The sequence below is a fragment of the Ammoniphilus resinae genome, from assembly GCF_017873965.1.
Taxonomy (GTDB): domain Bacteria; phylum Bacillota; class Bacilli; order Aneurinibacillales; family RAOX-1; genus Ammoniphilus_A; species Ammoniphilus_A resinae.
The window spans coordinates 246,604-265,972 of the sequence record NZ_JAGGKT010000003.1 but is presented as its reverse complement, the minus strand read 5'-3'; the positions used below and the strand labels follow the sequence as shown (position 1 = coordinate 265,972).

The following is a 19,369-nucleotide window of genomic DNA, read 5'->3' as shown; positions in this document are numbered from 1 at the left end:
TAATTCAAAAAACATATGCATTCCCCTTTCCTATACTATAACAGCTCTTCGAAAGGACTCTATTTCTTCCCTCCTTATGGTGTACGCCAATCAGAACAATAAAGTTTCAGTCATACATATAAGTTCACATAATGTTCAAAAAGTTACATCTGTAGTGTGGGAATAGGGAAAAGGGGTGATAAAAGACAAAATAAAAAAACGTACTCGCGGAATCACCCATTCCACTTGTACGCTTCCCATTAGTTTGATTCAGCCACTCGACCAACGATTTCCATGACTTCTCCTCTGCTTAACTTGCTTGCTCCCGATTCTAAAGCTTTTAGGGTTCCATGGGCCAAAGCCAATGGAATCTTGCAGAAATTGAGGATCGGACCTGGTTGAATTTGTTCACAATAGGCATCTGCTAAGGCCAAGTTACGCCTTGCATATAAAAACATGTCATTCATTTCCCACCCATCTGGGAAATAGTCTACTCCTCCTCGTGCCAAATCTTCTTCACGATTCCGAATAATATTAACCGCCTGTAGACCTCTTCCAAAGCCAACAGCCAACTCCCGATCGGTCTCCGTACCGTCATACCATACCCACAAGTTAGAAAGTAGTACCCCCACTAGTCCTGCTACGTAGTATGTATAATCGTCAAGATCAGCCTCGGTTTGAATTCTCCAATCTTTTTCCACCCAATTCGCCATCCCCTGGGACATGGCTGCAGTCGCGTTCATAATCGTTGGGGTAACAGCCGATGGAGCGAGTTTAATCCAATCCCCAATCTGGAGGCTTACCTCTGGAAGCTTCTCTTGGTATGGTTCGGCTATTTTTCTCCATTCCGTTTCATCAAACGGTTTTTGTAGATTTTGACTCATAGAACGCAAAAGATGTATTTTTGCTTCAGATTGCAATTGGGGGTGATCCTCTATTTCATCGATTGCTCTCATGCATAAATAGGCGGATGCAACAGCTTCCTTAAGCCCTGGTGTGAGAATACTAATTGGAATAAAGAATGTTCGGCTTGTCGCAAGCAACATGTCCATCGCCTTTTTCTGTAAATCAATTTGTTCACTCATCTAGGAATACCCCCCTTCTCTTCGACAACTTCACTTGATTTTCTTGAATTATAGCATAAAAATGGCATACACCAAAGAATAAGAATTTTGTACGAAAGTTGTGTTATTTTTATTCCCGGGGAAAGCGCATAATCTGACAATAAATGTAATCCCCATCACTTGGGGATAAATGGTATTATTTGTATAATGTGAATGAAAAAACGTCTTTGAAAGGAAATAAATGTTATGCCTTATTATATTTGGATCAGCTTAAATTCACTGTTTGTTTTCGCTTCAGCCCTCTATATTTGGCTTTTTGCCGAACATGACTCCACCCTCATTGTTACTGGGCAACTTTTTGCCCAGCTTGGGATCCTCTTGTTTATTATTAATATTAATATGTATTTTATTTTTTTAGTGATTCGTCACTCCCCCCAGCGAAACATAAAAATTATGTTGGCTAAATGGTCGAGAAAATTGATGAAGCTGCATATACCAATTGCTGTAACTGGTACTGCCGTCATACTTTTACATGCTGGAATCATGCTGCAAAATATTTCTTTGGACCTTACACACCCAAAAATGATTAGTGGAATGATTGGTATCGGCTTCCTTTGTTTTACCTTGTTTGCAGGTTATCTGCGGAGAAGAAGAGCATCCGGTTTCCGCAGAAAGTTTCACCTTACCATGGCATTAACCTTTGGTGTGGCTTTTTGTGTCCATTTGTTTTTTCCGATCTATTAAGGAAAAACTCATTTTTCGACATAACTTGCAAATATTTGTTTTAATTTTCTAACACGAGGGGAATAGTAGGTAATGTAAAAGTTATAAAATGACATTAAAGGAGTGGTAGAATGGAAGCGGACATGAGTGTAGATCAGGTGTTAACGGAGATTAGAAAAATTCAGGAAAACGGTGAGTCCTTGAGTAAAAAGAAAATTAAATCTGCATACCCCCAACTGATGAGAAACGCCCTTTTCTACTTTCCAAGTTGGGAGCATGCCTTACAGAATACCGATGCAATGCAAGATACAATTGGGTAGCATCAGTGTCTACCAAGTATGCACCAAATTCTCCCCTGTTATACATGGCAGGCCGACCTTATTTTCAATAAGGTCGGCCTTTCCTTTCATTAGAAGGACTTAGTCAAATGTGGTAGATAACGAATTAATTCTTCTACTCCCTTATTTTTATAGACGGCCTCATGGGCTTCTTTTGATGCTTCTTCAATCCAGTGAAAAGCCCAATAGTCTCGTGGAACATCAGGAAAATGCTGCTTCACTATCATCTCTCCGTCTTCGAGAGGACCTCTAAAAAAAGCAGTATCAAATAACTTAGCAGCATCTGCACGCACGATTGGGCGGTCCAAATCATCCATTCCTCCTATTTCCTTAATCCACTTTAATGCCTTAGCTGTATTCAAATTTTCTTTCGCCCAATGTCCCTTCCCATAAGGAAGTTCTTTAACTCCTCTTAACCGAAGCAAAATGGTCACAACCTCAGCTTTCGATATACGTTCACTTGGATGGAAGCTGCCATCACTAAAACCTTTCATAAAACCAGCTCGTGTCACCTGATGAATGTAATCAAAACCCCAATGGTCCTTTGGAACATCTGTGTAGTGTACAGTGGCTTTCCCATGGTTTAAGTTTTTCACTCGGGCGATGATTGCAGCAGCTTCCGCTCTTGTAAGGTATGCCTCAGGATAGAAATGGCCGTCTGGAAATCCTGTGAAAAACGGTTGATCTATTTGCGTAGCGATCTTAACCCTTACTGCTGGGATTTCTCCCACTACAACCCCATTGCTTTCCAATAAACAACCTAGTTCATGAACAGATCCTTTCTGCACTCCCTGTTTAACCTTAAGATTAAAATGAATAACATTATTGTTCTTATTTTCGTTATTCACTAATTGCCACTTGATTACTCGATTTTTTTCATCCCAGTTTCCACCTTGTATATCTTCCTTCATTACTTCCAGCCCTTTTGGAACTTTTACCTTGATCCAAGAATGAGTATTGTTTTTATTTTCTACACGATGATAAAGAATGTGGTAATTGATAACCCCTTCCTCACCCACAGCTTCTTGATCCGCAATACACTGAACAGCATATGCTGATCCCTTCTCTGCCCACGCATCCGGGGTAGGAATCACAACAAAGGATCCCACCAAAAAAATAACCAACAGCCAATAAAAGAGGGGAAGTTTGGTTAGCTTCAATTTTCTGCCTCCTATTTGGTATTTTTTTCCACATAAAAAGGATTCGTTGAAGAATTGAAATATATGGCGGGTGAAACGATTTTCTCATGTAACAATTTATGTTAAGCTAATACATGGTTTATTTCACTTGATGGAGGATATGTATGGAACAATTTTGGATTGCAATTATTATGGGGATTGTTGAGGGGCTGACGGAGTTTCTGCCTGTTTCGTCTACAGGACACATGATTCTCACGGGACATTTACTCGGATTTACTGATGAACGGGCAAAAACGTTCGAGGTTGTCATTCAATTAGGTTCCATTAGTGCCGTAGCCATTCTGTTCTGGAGACGAATCCTATCGATGCTTAACTGGCGAAAAGATAGCACGGGGAGACCACAGATGAATTTGCTACATATTATTTTGGGCATGATCCCTGCTGTGGTTGTTGGATTAGCCACACGTGACCTGATTAAAGCCTACTTATTTGGTCCATACACGGTTGTGCTATCGTTGATCGTTGGCGGTATTTTCATGATTTTCGCAGAGAAATTCCATTCCCAAACGGTATCACCGACCATAGATGACATTAGCTATAAACAAGCCTTCGGTATCGGACTATTTCAATGTCTTGCTTTGTGGCCTGGATTTTCGCGTTCTGGTGCTACCATCGCTGGCGGACTTTTACTAGGGACAAGCCATAAAGCGGCTGCCGAATTCACTTTTATCATGGCTATTCCTATTATGGCTGCTGCTAGTGCGCTTGACTTATATAAAAGCAGGGATTTTCTTACCATCGATGATCTTTCCCTCTTTTTAACCGGTTTTATCGCGGCTTTAATTGTGGCTATGTTTGCCATTAAGATCTTCTTGAAAATCTTGGAGAAAGTCAAATTAACGCCTTTTGCTTACTATCGGTTTATCTTAGCTATTATTTTCTATTTGGTTTTTCTTCGTTAGATAAAAAGATTCATGGGGGAGGTTGAATCACAGTGCTCATAAAAGATATGGCAGATCGCTGTGAATTTCTTGGATTTTATTTAATTAAGAACGCTACAGTAAAACAGACAGCAGATAATAAAAATTACCTAGATATGGTGATCTCCGATACAACAGGGGAAATCCCGCTTAAGTTCTGGGATATTTCTGACATGGATAAAGAAACGTACTTTGCTGGATTAGTGGTGAAGATTAAAGGAACTGTTTCCCTCTATCGTGAAAAACTTCAGGCTAAAGTTTCAAAGATTCGCTTAGCAACTGATGAAGATGGGGTTCAAGTTTCTGACCTTGTGAAAACTGCACCGGTTCCACCTGTCGATTTATTAGCGATCATCGATAATACCATAGCAAGCATTGGCCATGCAAAAATGAAACAGATTGTTGAGTTTTGCGTTTCAAGGGTAAAGGAGCAGCTCTTGTCATATCCTGCTGGAAAAAGTGTTCACCATGCATACTACGGTGGCCTTGCCTACCATATGGTAAGAATGTTGGAGCTTGCAGATTTCGTATGCAAACAACGTCCTTTTTTAAATCAAGATTTGTTAAAATCAGGAATTCTCTTGCACGATCTCTGCAAGGTAGAGGAATTTGAAGGCGGTGAACAGGGGATTGTTACAGAGTATACAATGCGCGGAAACCTTCTCGGACATATTTCAATCATCAGCAATTGGATCCATGAAGCAGCCCTTCGATTCCACATTCAACCACAAGACGACGTCGTTACCGCTTTACAGCATCTCGTTTTAACACACCACGGCAAACTGGAATATGGAAGTCCAGTCTTGCCCCAATTACCTGAAGCATTGGCCTTATCGCAAATTGATATGCTGGATTCACGCATGCAGGCAGTTGAAGATATGATTTCTGCAAGCAATGAAACCTGTGTAACATCGATTCGAGCAATCGATGGCGGAAGGATGTACAAGTTAAACTTAGAATAAAAAAATCGGCCCAATGCCGATTTTTTTTTCATAATTGCTACCTTTTCATGGAAATTCGGGCATACTAGGCACAATCTTAATCCCTGTTCATATGATGTTTGCACGATGTGAAATAGGAGGGAGATTATGACCAAGACATTCTGCTACACGAAAAGGGAAGAATTCCTTAATGCACTTACACATGGGATCGGGGCATTACTTAGTATGATCGCCTCCTTTTTCCTTATCATCCATGCGTACGAAAAAGGGTCCGCGATCCAGATTATCTGCTTAACAACATATGCAATAACCATGTTTTGTTTGTTTTCTGCTTCGACATTGGTTCACAGTTTTCCTGAAGGAAAACTGAAGGATTTATTCGAAGCACTTGATCATGCGGCGATTTATTTGTTCATCGCAGGAACCTACACCCCTTTTTTATTTATTGTCATCAAAGGAAGTATCGGGTCCAAGCTGTTCTATACAATCTGGAGTATTGCTGTCGCGGGGGCAATCTTTAAAATCATTTTCACCAAAAGATTTGTCTACTTCTCCACCTTTATTTACATTGTAATGGGATGGCTGATGATTATTGCTTGGGATCCACTAATTACAAGCCTTTCAAAAGATGGAATACGACTATTGGTAGCTGGTGGAATCTTCTATACTTTTGGCACTGTTTTTTATTTATGGCGGGGCTTTCCCTTCCACCATGCAGTATGGCATCTATTCGTTTTAGCAGGGACAGCCTTTCATTTTTTCACGATATTTCTCTATGTGCTTCCCTTGCTTTAAGACAGGAGTTCCCTTTGTAAAGCCTTTATTACTCCGTCTCTAAGAATCCCTTTCAGATACTTAAATACAATTTGCGATAAATCGGGAATGGTATTCAAATCTAGGCCCCAAAAAGTATGTTGGGCAAATATATAACTTATCAGGTCCTGCAGTGATCTATCAGACCCATCATAGCACAGCCAAGCTTGCTTCAAGAAGTTCACCGTTATTAGGTCGTCACGCAGGACATAACTCTCCCTTTCACGTTCAAACACAATCGAACCGTTTTCATCTAAATGGACATTTTGATAATAAGCTATTAGAGATGCCAATGAAAAAGCCACTGCTGCAGGAAGTTTATGTTGCACACTGACTGTTTCGAGTAGCGTAGGCAAAAGGCGAACTTTAAACTTCGATACAGAATGGAGAGCAATATCTAAAAGACGGTGCTGATTAAATGGATTTGAGAGTCTCTCCATCACAGAATCTGCAAAAGCTTTCTTTTGATCCATCCCGACTTCCAAACAAGGCAGGACCTCACGGTAAATTCCCTGTAATAAATAGGACCTCAGTATATCATCTTGCATCGCTTCGACTACTGTATTTTTCCCTGCTAATAAAGCGGCAGAAAAGAACATCGTATGGGCCCCGTTTAGAATACGCACTTTCAAATGATGAAAAGGACGAATATCTCCCCAGTGAACATTCAAGCCAATTTGTAAGAAGGGCAATGCATCAGCAGTTTCCGGAGGAGCTTCTATGGCAAATAGGTGATAAGGTTCACCGACTGTGAGCAGTTCATCGTCATAACCCAATTTTATGCGAAGGTAGTCCATCTCTTCTGCAGGATATCCAGTTATAATACGGTCCACTAATGTATTGCAGAATTGTACATGCTTTTCCACCCATTCCAGAAAACGAAGCTCTAACCCCCACTCTTCAGAATGCCGTAAAACAAGTTTGCGAAGAAGATGGCCATTCCCTTCTACCAATTCGCATGGAAGGATGGTTAATCCCGCATCCGGGCTGCCCTCAAACGTTTGAAAACGATGATATAAGAAAGCCGTAAGCTTTCCTGGAAAAGAAATGGGGCATTTTTGCGGTTCAAAGGTTTCCTTCAAATAGACAAGTCCGGCTTCTGTCGTATTGGAAAAAACAAAATCGATTTCTGGATTGCAGGCGACTTCTAGGACTTTCGGCCAATCCTTATAAGGATCAATACCCCGGCTCACCGAAGAGATAATCTCAACCTTTTCTACAATTCGGCCATTCTCCAACCCTCTAAGAATTAATGTATATAGTCCGTCCTGTGCATTAAGCTTTGGGACGACTTTTCCGTGTGGGGTGGGCTGGACAGCAACAATTCTTCCATTAAACAGTCCCTGTTTATTGAGTTGGTGCACCATCCAATCAATAAAACCACGCAAGAAATTCCCCTCACCGAATTGAATGATCCGATCTGGTAGTGCCTCCTCAATAATATCCGGAAAAAGTTCTTTGCTTAATCGGTTCATCATTCATCATCCCCGCTTTGCACTTAAATTATATATATAATTCCCAATTATCATATCATTTGGGTTGGATTTTGTCATCTCTAGAAAAGGACACGGCTCGTTTCAAAAAGTTAGTAAAGAAAAAAAGGACCATTATCACCTTGATCAGGCGTGATGAGTCCTTTTTCAAATAATACAGGTTAGAACGAAATAACATTGAATCCAATAAGTAAAACAAGCAGGAGTAATACAACAAACAAAATCCAGAAGGTCTTCCCCTCTTCTCCACGCTTTACCCGGCCAAGTAGCATCTCCATGATCCCTATTAAGGCTACAGCTAAAACTCCTTTAATGACATAAATTAGCGGGAAGGAAAAGCCAATTAGCATGCCTATTCCACTGATTAACATGATCAGCATAAACAAGCGGAAAAGCATTTGCGTAATACGTCCTGCTCCCACTTTTCCTTTACTTAAAAGGATATAGCTGATTACAAAAAAGAGAATCAAAAAGAACCAAGATCCGGCGTGTGACTGATAAAAAATATTTATTAGTTTCTCAGACATGTGACCTCCTAATTTCTTTCATTAACCTCATCTTCATAGTGTTTTCCATAATGATTATAAATAAACTTCTGTGGAAAATGGGAGAGAGATACTTAGTTTTTGTGACTGATTTGTGAATTTTTACTAAAATGATCGCATTCTTCTTGGTTTGATTCTTTTAAAAGCAACAATTTCTGTTCCCTTAGAAGATGTTTTAATCTTAAACTCATCCATCAATCGCTTAGAACCTGCTAGTCCGAGTCCAAGACCTGTTTTCGATTTATAAGAGCCATTCAAAATTTCATCCAAATCCCGAATGCCTGACCCGAAATCACGTACGGTAATGCGCACCCCATTATCAACAATATCGCAGGTGAAAACCCCTTTACTCCCCGCATGGATTAAGATATTTCTGGTAAGCTCCATAATTGTGACAAAAATAGCCTGCTTATCAGAATCAGAGAACGGAAGATCTTTAATCAGATAACGAGTCCGGCTCAAGGCTACATAGATATCATTCTCTGAAAAGATATTCTCGACTAACATACTTTCTCCTTCATCCAAAAGTGACATAACCAAACACAAGTATATCATTTTGTAGGTAAAAATGAGAATGAGATAGCACCTGATTAATTATAGGAAAAAACTATCATTCGTATCGATTCAATATATTGGAAAAATACTCCACAACTTCTTATGATAAGTGTAAACTAAATGTCATAGAAGGAGGTACCGGAATTGTTATTTCTTACCATCCTGGAACAAATTATTTTGCCAATTTTAATCCTAATTGGAATAGGAATGATTGTTAACCGTTTTTTCCAGTTAGATATGAAGACCCTTTCCAAACTTCTCATGTATATTTTTATTCCTGCAATTGCGTTTATTAAAATATATGAGACGAAAATTTCCTTAGTCCTATTGGCTAGTATTATGGGTTTTCTCATTTTGCAATTAATTATTGTTTCTTTGATTGGAATGGGTGTCTCTCGACTGATGCATTTTGGAAAATCTATGAAGGCTAGCTTCCAAAACAGCATTATTCTAAGCAACAACGGAAATATTGGATTGCCGCTCAATGACCTGGTTTTTCGCCACGATCCGTATGCTATGTCCATCCAAATTGTCGTTGTTGTTTTCGAAATATTAGTTACTTTCACGCTTGGGCTTTTTAATGCTGGTGCGGCAAAAGAAGGATTGAAGAATTCCTTGCTAACATTAGTAAAAATGCCGATCTTGTATACGCTATTTCTTGCCTTCTGTCTAAACTTTGGAGAAATAAAGATTCCAGATTCCATCATGGTTCCAATCCGCACAACAGCAAACGGAATGATTTCGATTGCTTTGATCACCATTGGGGCTCAGGTTGCAGTCACAGTTTTCAATAAAAATTCCTTAGCCGTATTCGTAAGCACCTTCATTCGCCTGTTGATTGCACCCGTAATCGCCTTTTTTTTAATCTTGCTTTTCGGTTTGGAAGGGATCACCGCACAAGCCCTGCTAATCGCCAGTGCGATGCCTACTTCCCGCAACAGTGCATCCCTCGCTTTGGAGTTTGATAATGAACCAGAATTCGCAGCACAGGCCGTCTTACTATCAACTCTCTTAAGTGCGGTGACGATGACTTTAGTCATTTATTTATCCAAGCTTTTATTTTAATTAGACAGTATGCCGTTTTAATGAAAGGAGGTGAACAAGATGGATGAGATGATCATTTGCCGCTGTGAGGAAATTCCGCTTAAAACCATCCGCAAAACAGTTCAAGAAGGGGCCTGTACGATTCGTGAGGTTAAACTTCAGACACGTGCGGGGATGGGGATTTGCCAAGGGCGAACATGTAGACCATTAGTAGAGAAACTGCTTCCGTCGGAAAAAGAACAAGCCGCGGTCTATCAGATTTCAGGTTATCGCCTGCCTGTGCGTCCCCTACTACTGCAAGATTTTTTTAAAGAATAAAGGAGCTGACGGAATGCGTATTTTAAGTCATCCCATCTTAGGACCTATGGCAGAGCGTCAAACGGTTTCGATCACCTTCAATGGACAAACCTATCAAGCAATGGAAGGTGAATCGATTGCCGCTGCTCTGCTTGCAAATGGAGTCAGAACATTAAGATGGACAGAACAGGAACAACACCCCCGTGGGCTTTACTGTGGGATTGGACACTGCTTTGAATGTAGAGTAACAGTTAATGGTGTGCGAAGCCAACGGGCATGCATTACCCCCGTTGAACATCATATGGTCATCACTTCTGGGGGGGAGAACTGGGATGCAGAATGATTTAATCATCATTGGGGCAGGACCCGCGGGCTTAAGTGCCGCAATTCAAGCCGCTTCCTATGGGGCCAAGGTAACAGTAGTAGATGAAACACCCTATCCGGGAGGAAAACTTCTTGGTCAGCTATATGAAGAACCAAAAAAGGGTATGTGGATCGGAGGAGAAATAGCCAAAAAGCTGTACAGCCAAGCTGTCGATCTAGGGGTTACCTTCCTTTTCGAACGAGAGGTATGGTCGATCTTTCCTACTTGGAAGGTTTCATTAAACAATCATCAGGATCTTCGCGCACCGAATGTCCTGTTAGCTACTGGTGCCGCAGAACGCCCGATACCGATCCCAGGATGGACAATCCCAGGTGTCATGGCTGTTGGAGCAGCTCAAGTCTTGTGCAACCTGCAGCGTGTTCGACCAGGTAAACGCGTCCTGATTGTTGGCGTTGATATCCTTTCGTTGACTATTGCTAGAGAACTGCAATGGGCAGGTGTCGACGTCGTTGGCATGGTCCTGCCTCCGCCAAGTCCATTTAGCGGACAGAAAGCGGATCCGAGATTTCACCTTGCTGCTTTGAGTAATATGTCTCATTTGGCCCCTAGTCCAATTCTCCGGATGGCGGGAAATTTAGCCAAAGCCGTTCCTGTAAATCAAGCGGCGCGCTTCTACCCTAGAAAAGGCGTGAAAATTTGGGATATCCCGCTCATGTTGCGTAAAGCAGCGATTGAAATTCAAGGTAGAGATGAAGTAGAACGTGTCATCTTGGCTGATGTTACAGTCGAAGGGGAAATCTTAAATCACCAGACACAATCTATTGAAGTGGATTGTGTCTGTATATCCGGGGGGCTTTATCCGCTAGCCGAACTCGCTGCATTAGCGGGCTGTCCTTTTGTAAATTTGCCAGAACTGGGTGGACAAATTCCACTTCACAGTGCGCAACTTGAAACTCTTCTTCCTGGACTTTATGTTGCAGGGAATATCACCGGAATTGAAGGTGCAAAAGTGGCTATGGCCCAAGGTGAACTAGCGGCGTTATCAATTATTGGAAGACTGCAAAATAATCTTGAGAAAATGGCACCACTAATCGAAGAGGCCATGCAAAAGGTCAAGCGGGTTCGAGAAGAAGCCAGCATCTCCTTTCATCCCGAGATCGTGCTCGGAAGAAGGAAAATGCAAGCTCTTTGGGAGGAAACTTTGACAAGCCAATCAGCTCAATAGTCCCTAACTTCCGGTACAAAAGGAACATCTGGTGTAACTAAAGGAGGAACCTATGAAAACGGCAGACGCAGTCGTCATCGGTGGCGGAGTCATCGGCACATCTATCGCATTTCGACTAGCAAGAAAAGGTCTTAAAACAATCCTCATAGAGAAAGGAGCAATCGGTGGCGCAACATCTGGTTCCTGTGACAAGGCCATTTTCTTACAATCAAAGAAACCGGGTGTCCATTTGGAATTAGCCAAAGCAAGCTTAGCAGTATATAAGCAACTGGAACATGAATTGGGAGAATCAATCGAATTTGAACAATGTGGCGGAATGATCGCTATTGAGTCTGAGGAACAACTCAGTACAATGAAGGAATTCGTCCAGAAACAACAGCAAGCCGGAATTCCAATCCGACTACTGGATGTCTATGAAGCAAGACAAATTCAACCGGTACTTGCTGATCATATGCGCGGTGCCACCTGGAGCGAGCTTGATGCAGAAGTTAATCCATTATTGCTATCGCAAGCTTTTGCAAAGGCAGCCAGGCGGAATGGCACAGAAATACTCACCCATACAGAAGTACAAGGAATCGAATGCATTCAAGGGAGGGTAGCCAAAATCAAAACCAATCTAGGAGAAATTGCAACGGAGACCGTGATTAATGCAGCGGGTCCATTTGCTCCCGCCATCGGCAAACTGGTTGGTTTATCGATCCCAATTGTTCCACGGCGTGGTGTCATCTTTATCTCGGAAAAAGTTCCTCCTATATTAAGAGGAAACCTGCTTTGCGCACAATATATTGTTTCCAAGCATCTCGCTCATTTATCGGAGAATTATAACCCTTATGGAATTGGTTTATCTCTAGGTCAAACCAAGTCTGGCAATCTCTTGCTTGGGGGTAGCAGAGAATTTGTTGGCTTTCAAAAAGACGTTCCACCAGAAATCTATGCATCCATTGCTGAACATGCATGTCGGATTATTCCCTCACTTCGAGGGATTCGAATGATAAGGACAATGGTTGGGTTCCGCCCTTCGACAGGCGATGGACTGCCAATTCTGCAGGAATCACCAGATGTAGAGGGATTTTATATTGCGGCAGGGCATGAAGGGGATGGGATTGCCCTCGCCCCAATAACAGGGCAAATTGTCGCAAGCCTGGTGAGTAAAGACAATCAGTTTGCTCATTTTACACAGCATTTAACATTAAACCGATTTGCAGCCTTGCTATAAAAAATTAGGAGGTTTTCCGTTTGACTTTAACCCAATTAACGTGGATAGTTACCATTATTTTATGCTTGGTTTTTCTTATTATATCTATTAGAACAAAGGATTCAGCTAGCACTAGCTTTTTACATTATGCCATTGCCGGTGGTACACTTCCCTTTTTTATGATCCTATTTACGGATATTTCGTCGATTATGGGCGTCGGAAATTTTATCGGCCATGGGGCGAAAGGATATGAAATCGGCTATGCCAATATTCCCTTTGTCGTCGGAGAACAGGGATCCAAGATTATCTTTGCTCTGCTTTTCGCTGGTTTTGCAGGCCGCTTTACTTATATAACAATCGCTGAACTAATGGATGACCTTTTATTTCGCGACAAGGTCTCCCGCGCGATCATTGGTATATTGACCGCATCAATTATGATTTCCTGGATCGCGGGCCAAGGAAAAGGTCTTGGTGAAATTTTCGCTGCCTTTACCGGAGCGGATCCGCTACCCATCATTCTGTTCTTCTCAGCTATATTTATTATCTATACCTGCTTAGGAGGAATTTATTCCGTCGTATGGACAGACCTTATCCAGGGTGTTCTCGTGGTTATTTTAGGGGTAGCATTTTACTATATGGCCTTTGCTCCCGTCAACTGGAGTCTTACTGAATTGAAATTGCAGCTTACTTCCGTTGGAGCTGGCGAACTAGCTTCAATGAATCTATCCTTTGGCGAAGTAATCACGAAGTTTATTACCGGGTGCTTCGGTATTCTTGCCGCACAAATGTACTGGCAGCGCTGCTTCGCCGCACGCGACGGAAAAACAGCAACTAGAGGGATGTTATATAGTGGAATCATCGTTATTGTTTTCACAATTCTCACCACCTTAGTTGGGATGGTAGCGAAAGCTCTTAATCCCAATTTGGAAGCCAATCATGCAATGGCCTGGATGATAATGGAACAGATGCCTTTGTTTGCAACGGTACTTATTTTCACCTTAATCTTGGTGGCAGCAATGTCTAGTGCAGACTCATTACTGCATTCTGCGGCGGTTATCGTAGTAAACGACTTAATTCGCCCCTTTGCTCCGAACAAGACGGATCAAGACCTTGTTAAACTAACCCGATGGTGTGTCTTAATTGTAGGGATCTTTGCTGTCGTAACAGCTATATGGGCGGATTCCATAATCGGACTCTTTTCTCTGGCATATACAATGGCTGGTGGTGGTGTAGTTCCCGTTCTGTTAGTAGGTTTATTGTGGAAGCGCCTTCGTGCGACACCGTTTACCATGGGAATGCAGAACAGTAAACTCTCTCCGTGGGGCGCACGTGTAGGTCTTATCACAGGTTCAATCTTCTCCTTGTGGTTGGGGATTTTATACGGGATTACGATTTCCTTTTTATTAACAATTATCGTTTCCCTATTGACGCCTCTCTCCCATCAAAAAACAGAAGATAATAAAATGGATCATACAGTTTAGAAGTGAACCCGGTGGTTGCCGGGTTCTTTCTTTAGAATAAAGAAACTTTATTCCGTTCCCCCCATTTTTTCTTTATATTTAATAGCCATGGGAAGGTTTACCCATACCCCACTCAAAAGATACAACTATTCCGTGACATTTCTTTGTTAAATATTGCATTTCCACATAAGGCTCGTTAAAGTAATAGTTAAATAAATTTAATAGAAAGGGGCTTATCATGTCTATACGCAAGAAAATGGGTCTCCTCGCAGTGCTAATTGCTATGCTGCTAACAGCTTGCGGAAGCAAACAAATAGAGAACCCAGTGAACTGGCCTGTTCAGGATTTTACCGCAACAAATCAGGATGGACAGCCTTTTAGCACCCAAGACCTGAAGGGGAAAATTTGGCTTGCTGATTTCATCTTCACTAACTGTACAACAGTATGCACACCTATGACAGCCCGCCTAGCTTCAATTCAGGATATGTTAAAAGAAAAAGGTTTTGATGTTTCGATTGTATCTTTTAGTGTGGATCCTACTCGAGACACACCAGAAGTTTTAAAAGAATTTGCGCAAAGGTTTGACGCTGATCTATCCACATGGAATTTTCTAACCGGGTACACGCCAGAGGAAATTAAAAAATACTCTGTTGATACTTTTAAATCAGCGGTTACTGAAGACCCAGCTACAGGTGAATTCGGACATGGGACTTCCTTTTTTCTGGTTGATCAAAGTGGTACCATTGTCAAACTTTATGGATCCTTAGATCAAGACACAGAGCAAAAGCTATTGCAGGATATTGAAATTTTAGCTGATTAGAAAAAAGGAATGTCCCGATTACATGGACATTCCTTTTCGCTTATTTCAGAAATTGCTTAAGGATGTTGGTTGCCAAAACCACATACTCCTCCGGCAGGTTTTCAAATTCATCTACTGTTTTACGAAGTTCATCCATTTTTTTTGAAGAAATTGGTGGCGTGTGTTGTTGCAGATTTATCCCTTGTTCGTTTGGCACAGCCTGCCGGATTGTTTTCTGATAGATTTCCCAATCTTTTAGTTTCATTATCCTATCCCCTCTAATCTTAACCATATCTATGACCTACTATAAGGGTGGATTTTGCTTTAATCAAGGGAAATTTCTAATAGGTATTATACACATCACTACAGGTAGCTCCTGACGGCTGATAAAAACAGTGGGCTTTAAAACGAGCAACAAACGGCTGCCCCCACCATTCATTAGGACAGTTACCCTCCGGTCTAAAATACCATAGACTATAGGTTGCAGGGTGTATTCTTTCTCCATTAATCACTCGTTTTGCCAAACGTTTTTCCTTCTCACGCGCCCTCTGATAAAAATAAGGTTTTTGAACGGCCTCAAATCCTCCCGGACTTTGAAAAATCATCTGTCTGATTGTTCGAACATTTTTGAAATCTGAACAATCTACTCGTACTCGGTTGACACCAACATTGCCAACCATTAACATTCCTTGCTCCCCTTCACCTTCTGCCTCTGCACGAAGCAACCTTGCCAACATGGCTACATCATCTGCTGTTGACTTGACTACAGCCATAATTCCACCTCATTTATTTAGGATTCTACCCATAGGATATTTCACTACACCCCTGCGGGTGACGGTCATCTACTAGTCCCTGGGATTCCAACCGACGTAGGCAAGCCTATTTTTAAATGTACGGAAATTGACACAAACTAAACCGTTTTCAATCATTGCTTTATTGAATGGATTTAGCCACAATAGGGGTGTATTAAATAATAAAAGCTGGTGATCATGATGTATTCATTTATCCCCATTGTCGGAGAGATTTTGGAACAAAATCAGATTGTTCATATTGGCATGCAGGATGTTGAACATATAACGATAAATTCTGATGAAGTAATGTTTGATCCAGGATTCGGTGCAGACAACAAAATTCTGGACATCTATGTGGATGAAGAGCACCATATTTTGTTTATTGGTTTGCTTCGCCTACCTAAACAACACCGCGGTCAAAGTGTAGGAACACAAATTGTTGATCAGATTAAGGATTGGGCTGATCAACACGGTTATACTGTTTTTCTAGATAGCTGCGGTGACAGCTTGAACTTCTGGAACAAATGCGGATTTCGGCATATCGACCATCAATACGGATTCGACATCATGGGTTTTGGTTGTAATCAAACGATGCTGAAGGAAAAGTGGAAAGATGGAAAAAGAATCTTTGCAGAAACACACTAATTGGTAGCAAAAAGGGAACACACCTAGATCAATCCAACCATTTTCCGAATAAGATACAAAGACAAAGAAAAAACCTCTACGATTTCTGATGGTTGGCTGGGAGAGGTGAGTTATGAGGAGACAATTCACTACCATTCTAGTTCTTTATATTTTGCTTGTTATTGTAGGCAGAGCGGGTAATTAGTCCGGTCTGTCTTTTTATTTTCAAAAAAAAACTCGCCCCTTGAAGGACGATTAAACTATTTTTTAGTCATCAATGAATAAAGCAAATAGTACGAACAAAGCAATAATCCACCATAACCATTCATTTCGTTCACCAAATCCATTAAACCCCACGACCATCCCTCCGTTTAAGTCCAGTTGCAGAGATTTCCTTCCCATGATGGGCAAAAACCCCAAAATGGGGTTTTTCGCTTAAGAAAGTTCACGTTCACTAAAGTGTTAAAGTGAACAAAACTCTTCTTACTACCTGAAAACTTTGGCAAGAATTTTTAATTTTGGGAGTCAAAATGCCAGGCGTTAGCATTAGGATAAGCATTCATCATGTGGCCGTAATCACAGCTGTCCTTACACTTTGGCTTACAGTGGTTATGGTGCAGGGTGTAGTAATGGTGGTGTTTGTAATGCTTATAGTGAGTGTGTGTAGAGCATCCCATTTTGTGAGAACTCTTGCATCCACAATGAGGTTTTTTACAGCACTTCTTACGTTTTTTCCATCCCATATTCGGCTCCCCCTTTAAAAAGGTTTTTCATTTCCCTTTTACAATATGTGCTAATGCGGTTTGGGGAAGTGCGAATATCACGGTTTCTAGTAAAAAAGGCTGATGTCTATTAAACTAGGCGTCTTAGTCCATAAACGGAATTTCATTAGGGTTCGAACTTTCGATTGGTCTTTTCTTTAATTCGATAAGCCCCCCGTCATAAGCTTTTTTAATAAAAGCAACAGCCTCTGCTCTTGTCAAAGGGTCTTCTCCTGCGAATGATGGAACGGTTGCAGCGCCCGCAACCTTTCCTGAGATCCATTCTTTGGCTAGCAAATATTGAACAGCTTGTTCACCTGTATAATTTTTTCCGTTTGCACCACAGAGAATTTCAGCTACCGTTTGCCGCAAAATTGGAGTGTCACGATTACTCAGACTAGTAATATAGTTATATTCGGCAGCAAAAAAATAATAATCATCAGCCCAATGGGTCTTTATTTTAGTTGGTTCAATATCTTTGGCATAAAATTTGATCAGCATAGCTAGGAATTCTGCTTCACTTACCTGTTTATTTGGTTGAAAGGTACCATCTGGGTATCCATTAATCATATTCATCTCTGCTGCCCATTGGATTGTGTCAGCCGCCCAATAGGTCGAAGATACATCCTTAAAATTTTGAGCCGCGAATGCCGGTCCTGTGCTTAAAAAACTTGTAAGTAAAACTGATAATAAGAATTTTTTCTTCCAAGATCCCATCTCTCTTATCCCCTTTGGTTTTCCTTAACTCTTTTAAACTAACATATTCCCCGAAAAGTTTCAAAGAGAGTAGCAAGATATCAGATGGGAAACTGTGGAAGTTAATGAACAACGGTTTCTAAGGCGATTTCTATCATCTCGTTAAATGTATTTTGTCTTTCCGCTGCTGATGTTTCTTCTCCAGTTACAATGTGATCGCTGACAGTAAGAATAGACAAGGCCTGAACCTTTGCTTTTGCAGCAATGGTATATAAAGCAGAGGTCTCCATCTCAATTGCTAAAATTCGGTAATCATTCAGCAGCTTAATCCGGTCAGGGTCATCATTATAAAATGTATCACTAGTAAATACACCGCCAACATGTACATCCATGCCCTTTTTGGCTGCCTCGCTATAGGCTTTTTGTAAAAGTTCAAAGCTCCCAGCCGGCGCATAATCCATTCCCTTGAATCCCAGCCGATTAACTGAAGAATCGGTCGAAGCAGTCATAGCCAATATCACATCCCGGATCTTAATATTCTGTTGCACGCCGCCACATGACCCCACACGGATCAATTGCTTTACTCCATATTGGTGAATTAATTCATGGGTGTAGATGGATATCGATGGAATCCCCATCCCTGTCCCTTGCACCGATACCCGCTTTCCTTTATATGTGCCAGTGTATCCATACATACCACGTACTTCATTATATAGCATGGCACCTTCTAAGAAATTTTCTGCAATATACTTTGCACGAAGAGGATCACCAGGCAATAATATGCTTTCAGCAATTTCTGTTTCTTTTGCACCAATATGTACGCTCACTAGATCTTTCTCCCTTCACATTTTAACTACACCTCAAAATAAGCCGCCCTAATCTTGCTTACAGGCAGCTTATTTGCTTATTCTTCTTTGTAAGAAAAGCTTTTATTGAAGCCCATTCGAAGAAGAGGTATCCCTCTTTAGAGGAAGCTTTCCATGCCGATAGTAAAGTTTGTTCACTTTAATTTATTGAACTAAAACTTTTCTAAGCGGTAAAAACGTTCTCCCGTCTTGGGGTTATAGTAAACTCTATGAGTTTTCCCGGTAACTGGGTCAATATTCACTTCCTCCGTTTTTTGGAAACCTGGGGGAATACTTTCTCCATGACGCTTCGAAAATCGTTTATCCCAAATTAGCCAAGAGCCTAATAGTAATATGATAAATAAAAGAATTTGCAGACCAACGTACCCAACTACCCAGCCCATTCGCTATTCCTTTTCTACGATAACGGCTGTGCCGTAGGCAAGTATTTCACTCATGTTTTGACCAATTTCACCGGAATCAAATCTCATCATAATGATCGCATTTGCTCCCATGGCTTGAGCATTCTTTACCATTCGATCAATAGCCTGTTTACGAGAATCCTCCAACATTGCTGTATATTCATGAATTTCCCCGCCAACCAAGCCGCGTAAAGCAGCTTTAATATCTCCGCCGATTCCCCTGCTGCGTACTATTAATCCAAAAACCGGTCCTTTTACTTCCGTTACTTTGTATCCTGGAATTTTTTCAGTTGTTACCGTTATCATAAGATCCTC

The 19,369-nt window shown here is 41.2% G+C and carries 25 protein-coding genes; 14 read left to right on the top strand and 11 right to left on the bottom strand.

All coding sequences use genetic code 11. From position 1 onward, the window contains the following. Positions 1–239: 239 nt before the first annotated feature. A complete protein-coding gene (locus J2Z37_RS08480) occupies positions 240–1,064 on the bottom strand; it encodes a squalene/phytoene synthase family protein (RefSeq protein ID WP_209809809.1) in 825 nt (274 codons plus the stop codon). Between the two features lie 225 nt (positions 1,065–1,289). Here J2Z37_RS08480 and J2Z37_RS08475 point away from each other — a divergent pair, with 225 nt between their 5' ends. Further along, positions 1,290–1,787 carry a hypothetical protein gene (locus J2Z37_RS08475; protein ID WP_209809808.1) on the top strand — a complete coding sequence of 166 codons (498 nt, stop codon included), beginning with the start codon at positions 1,290–1,292 and terminating at the stop codon, positions 1,785–1,787. Positions 1,788–1,897: 110 nt separating this feature from the next. Next, positions 1,898–2,086, top strand: coding sequence for a hypothetical protein (locus tag J2Z37_RS08470; RefSeq protein WP_209809807.1), 189 nt, complete (start codon positions 1,898–1,900; stop codon positions 2,084–2,086). An 89-nt stretch (positions 2,087–2,175) separates the two neighbouring features. Here J2Z37_RS08470 and J2Z37_RS08465 read toward each other — a convergent pair whose 3' ends face one another. After that, entirely contained in the window at positions 2,176–3,264 is a 1,089-nt protein-coding gene (locus J2Z37_RS08465) for an S-layer homology domain-containing protein (protein ID WP_209809806.1), read from the bottom strand. Between the two features lie 143 nt (positions 3,265–3,407). Between J2Z37_RS08465 and bacA the strand changes: the two genes are divergently transcribed. The 3 genes from bacA (at position 3,408) to trhA (ending at position 5,959) form a co-directional block, all read left to right on the top strand. Further along, positions 3,408–4,205 carry an undecaprenyl-diphosphate phosphatase gene (gene bacA / locus J2Z37_RS08460; RefSeq protein ID WP_209809805.1) on the top strand — a complete coding sequence of 266 codons (798 nt, stop codon included), beginning with the start codon at positions 3,408–3,410 and terminating at the stop codon, positions 4,203–4,205. A 32-nt stretch (positions 4,206–4,237) separates the two neighbouring features. Further along, positions 4,238–5,185 carry a 3'-5' exoribonuclease YhaM family protein gene (locus J2Z37_RS25985; protein ID WP_209809804.1) on the top strand — a complete coding sequence of 316 codons (948 nt, stop codon included), beginning with the start codon at positions 4,238–4,240 and terminating at the stop codon, positions 5,183–5,185. A gap of 126 nt (positions 5,186–5,311) precedes the next feature. After that, entirely contained in the window at positions 5,312–5,959 is a 648-nt protein-coding gene (gene trhA / locus J2Z37_RS08450) for a PAQR family membrane homeostasis protein TrhA (protein ID WP_209809803.1), read from the top strand. Here the strand turns inward: trhA and J2Z37_RS08445 are convergent. The 3 genes from J2Z37_RS08445 to J2Z37_RS08435 form a co-directional block, all read right to left on the bottom strand. Further along, positions 5,956–7,452 carry a tagaturonate reductase gene (locus J2Z37_RS08445; RefSeq protein ID WP_245203661.1) on the bottom strand — a complete coding sequence of 499 codons (1,497 nt, stop codon included), beginning with the start codon at positions 7,450–7,452 and terminating at the stop codon, positions 5,956–5,958. The genes trhA and J2Z37_RS08445 overlap by 4 nt on opposite strands. A gap of 179 nt (positions 7,453–7,631) precedes the next feature. Beyond that, positions 7,632–7,997 (bottom strand): DUF1516 family protein, encoded by a 366-nt coding sequence (locus J2Z37_RS08440; protein ID WP_209809801.1) that lies wholly within the window; start codon positions 7,995–7,997, stop codon positions 7,632–7,634. Positions 7,998–8,120: 123 nt separating this feature from the next. Then, positions 8,121–8,549, bottom strand: coding sequence for an ATP-binding protein (locus J2Z37_RS08435; RefSeq protein WP_245203660.1), 429 nt, complete (start codon positions 8,547–8,549; stop codon positions 8,121–8,123). 165 nt (positions 8,550–8,714) lie between these two features. On the opposite strand from J2Z37_RS08435, the gene J2Z37_RS08430 reads away from it, so the two are divergent. The 7 genes from J2Z37_RS08430 (at position 8,715) to J2Z37_RS08400 (ending at position 14,936) form a co-directional block, all read left to right on the top strand. Then, positions 8,715–9,635, top strand: a complete 921-nt coding sequence (locus J2Z37_RS08430) for an AEC family transporter (protein WP_209809800.1) — start codon at positions 8,715–8,717, stop codon at positions 9,633–9,635. 39 nt (positions 9,636–9,674) lie between these two features. Continuing rightward, the gene (locus tag J2Z37_RS08425; RefSeq protein WP_209809799.1) at positions 9,675–9,932 is read left to right on the top strand and encodes a (2Fe-2S)-binding protein; all 258 of its coding nucleotides are present in this window, start codon (positions 9,675–9,677) and stop codon (positions 9,930–9,932) included. A gap of 13 nt (positions 9,933–9,945) precedes the next feature. After that, a complete protein-coding gene (locus tag J2Z37_RS08420) occupies positions 9,946–10,254 on the top strand; it encodes a (2Fe-2S)-binding protein (protein ID WP_209809798.1) in 309 nt (102 codons plus the stop codon). After that, positions 10,244–11,461 (top strand): NAD(P)/FAD-dependent oxidoreductase, encoded by a 1,218-nt coding sequence (locus J2Z37_RS08415; RefSeq protein ID WP_209809797.1) that lies wholly within the window; start codon positions 10,244–10,246, stop codon positions 11,459–11,461. The genes J2Z37_RS08420 and J2Z37_RS08415 overlap by 11 nt, the downstream gene beginning before the upstream one ends. Positions 11,462–11,513: 52 nt before the next feature. Then, positions 11,514–12,677 (top strand): NAD(P)/FAD-dependent oxidoreductase, encoded by a 1,164-nt coding sequence (locus J2Z37_RS08410; RefSeq protein WP_209809796.1) that lies wholly within the window; start codon positions 11,514–11,516, stop codon positions 12,675–12,677. A 20-nt stretch (positions 12,678–12,697) separates the two neighbouring features. Beyond that, complete coding sequence (locus J2Z37_RS08405; RefSeq protein ID WP_209809795.1) at positions 12,698–14,137, top strand: sodium:solute symporter family protein; 1,440 nt, start codon at positions 12,698–12,700, stop codon at positions 14,135–14,137. Between the two features lie 217 nt (positions 14,138–14,354). After that, on the top strand, positions 14,355–14,936 hold the full coding sequence (locus tag J2Z37_RS08400; RefSeq protein WP_245203659.1) for an SCO family protein: 582 nt from the start codon (positions 14,355–14,357) through the stop codon (positions 14,934–14,936). A 40-nt stretch (positions 14,937–14,976) separates the two neighbouring features. On the opposite strand, the gene J2Z37_RS08395 is transcribed toward J2Z37_RS08400, so the two are convergent. Then, on the bottom strand, positions 14,977–15,180 hold the full coding sequence (locus J2Z37_RS08395) for a hypothetical protein (RefSeq protein ID WP_209809794.1): 204 nt from the start codon (positions 15,178–15,180) through the stop codon (positions 14,977–14,979). A gap of 76 nt (positions 15,181–15,256) precedes the next feature. Continuing rightward, on the bottom strand, positions 15,257–15,688 hold the full coding sequence (locus J2Z37_RS08390) for a cell wall hydrolase (RefSeq protein WP_209809793.1): 432 nt from the start codon (positions 15,686–15,688) through the stop codon (positions 15,257–15,259). Positions 15,689–15,904: 216 nt separating this feature from the next. Here J2Z37_RS08390 and J2Z37_RS08385 point away from each other — a divergent pair, with 216 nt between their 5' ends. Both J2Z37_RS08385 and J2Z37_RS26105 read left to right on the top strand, forming a co-directional pair. Further along, complete coding sequence (locus tag J2Z37_RS08385) at positions 15,905–16,351, top strand: GNAT family N-acetyltransferase (protein WP_209809792.1); 447 nt, start codon at positions 15,905–15,907, stop codon at positions 16,349–16,351. Between the two features lie 112 nt (positions 16,352–16,463). Further along, positions 16,464–16,535 carry a YjcZ family sporulation protein gene (locus J2Z37_RS26105; RefSeq protein ID WP_209809842.1) on the top strand — a complete coding sequence of 24 codons (72 nt, stop codon included), beginning with the start codon at positions 16,464–16,466 and terminating at the stop codon, positions 16,533–16,535. A 62-nt stretch (positions 16,536–16,597) separates the two neighbouring features. On the opposite strand, the gene J2Z37_RS25790 is transcribed toward J2Z37_RS26105, so the two are convergent. The 4 genes from J2Z37_RS25790 to J2Z37_RS08365 form a co-directional block, all read right to left on the bottom strand. After that, positions 16,598–16,732: a hypothetical protein gene (locus tag J2Z37_RS25790; RefSeq protein ID WP_280922180.1), complete on the bottom strand. Its 135-nt coding sequence runs from the start codon at positions 16,730–16,732 to the stop codon at positions 16,598–16,600. A gap of 464 nt (positions 16,733–17,196) precedes the next feature. Further along, a complete protein-coding gene (locus J2Z37_RS08375) occupies positions 17,197–17,808 on the bottom strand; it encodes an S-layer homology domain-containing protein (protein WP_209809791.1) in 612 nt (203 codons plus the stop codon). 101 nt (positions 17,809–17,909) lie between these two features. Continuing rightward, positions 17,910–18,614 (bottom strand): purine-nucleoside phosphorylase, encoded by a 705-nt coding sequence (gene deoD, locus J2Z37_RS08370; protein WP_209809790.1) that lies wholly within the window; start codon positions 18,612–18,614, stop codon positions 17,910–17,912. A gap of 425 nt (positions 18,615–19,039) precedes the next feature. Then, a complete protein-coding gene (locus tag J2Z37_RS08365) occupies positions 19,040–19,360 on the bottom strand; it encodes a YbjQ family protein (protein WP_209809789.1) in 321 nt (106 codons plus the stop codon). Between the last annotated feature and the right edge of the window lie 9 nt (positions 19,361–19,369).

Excerpts from the sequence above, each read along its gene's own strand:
- J2Z37_RS08470 (WP_209809807.1), top strand. The coding sequence starts at position 1,898 with ATGGAAGCGGACATGAGTGTAGATCAGGTGTTAACGGAGATTAGAAAA.
- J2Z37_RS08390 (WP_209809793.1), bottom strand. The coding sequence starts at position 15,688 with ATGGCTGTAGTCAAGTCAACAGCAGATGATGTAGCCATGTTGGCAAGG.
- bacA (WP_209809805.1), top strand. The coding sequence starts at position 3,408 with ATGGAACAATTTTGGATTGCAATTATTATGGGGATTGTTGAGGGGCTG.
- J2Z37_RS08420 (WP_209809798.1), top strand. The coding sequence starts at position 9,946 with ATGCGTATTTTAAGTCATCCCATCTTAGGACCTATGGCAGAGCGTCAA.
- J2Z37_RS08480 (WP_209809809.1), bottom strand. The coding sequence starts at position 1,064 with ATGAGTGAACAAATTGATTTACAGAAAAAGGCGATGGACATGTTGCTT.
- J2Z37_RS08415 (WP_209809797.1), top strand. The coding sequence starts at position 10,244 with ATGCAGAATGATTTAATCATCATTGGGGCAGGACCCGCGGGCTTAAGT.
- J2Z37_RS08395 (WP_209809794.1), bottom strand. The coding sequence starts at position 15,180 with ATGAAACTAAAAGATTGGGAAATCTATCAGAAAACAATCCGGCAGGCT.
- trhA (WP_209809803.1), top strand. The coding sequence starts at position 5,312 with ATGACCAAGACATTCTGCTACACGAAAAGGGAAGAATTCCTTAATGCA.
- J2Z37_RS08445 (WP_245203661.1), bottom strand. The coding sequence starts at position 7,452 with ATGAACCGATTAAGCAAAGAACTTTTTCCGGATATTATTGAGGAGGCA.
- J2Z37_RS08440 (WP_209809801.1), bottom strand. The coding sequence starts at position 7,997 with ATGTCTGAGAAACTAATAAATATTTTTTATCAGTCACACGCCGGATCT.
- J2Z37_RS08410 (WP_209809796.1), top strand. The coding sequence starts at position 11,514 with ATGAAAACGGCAGACGCAGTCGTCATCGGTGGCGGAGTCATCGGCACA.
- J2Z37_RS25790 (WP_280922180.1), bottom strand. The coding sequence starts at position 16,732 with ATGGGAAGGAAATCTCTGCAACTGGACTTAAACGGAGGGATGGTCGTG.
- J2Z37_RS08435 (WP_245203660.1), bottom strand. The coding sequence starts at position 8,549 with ATGTCACTTTTGGATGAAGGAGAAAGTATGTTAGTCGAGAATATCTTT.
- J2Z37_RS08425 (WP_209809799.1), top strand. The coding sequence starts at position 9,675 with ATGGATGAGATGATCATTTGCCGCTGTGAGGAAATTCCGCTTAAAACC.
- J2Z37_RS08385 (WP_209809792.1), top strand. The coding sequence starts at position 15,905 with ATGATGTATTCATTTATCCCCATTGTCGGAGAGATTTTGGAACAAAAT.
- J2Z37_RS08375 (WP_209809791.1), bottom strand. The coding sequence starts at position 17,808 with ATGGGATCTTGGAAGAAAAAATTCTTATTATCAGTTTTACTTACAAGT.
- J2Z37_RS08365 (WP_209809789.1), bottom strand. The coding sequence starts at position 19,360 with ATGATAACGGTAACAACTGAAAAAATTCCAGGATACAAAGTAACGGAA.
- J2Z37_RS08400 (WP_245203659.1), top strand. The coding sequence starts at position 14,355 with ATGTCTATACGCAAGAAAATGGGTCTCCTCGCAGTGCTAATTGCTATG.
- J2Z37_RS08475 (WP_209809808.1), top strand. The coding sequence starts at position 1,290 with ATGCCTTATTATATTTGGATCAGCTTAAATTCACTGTTTGTTTTCGCT.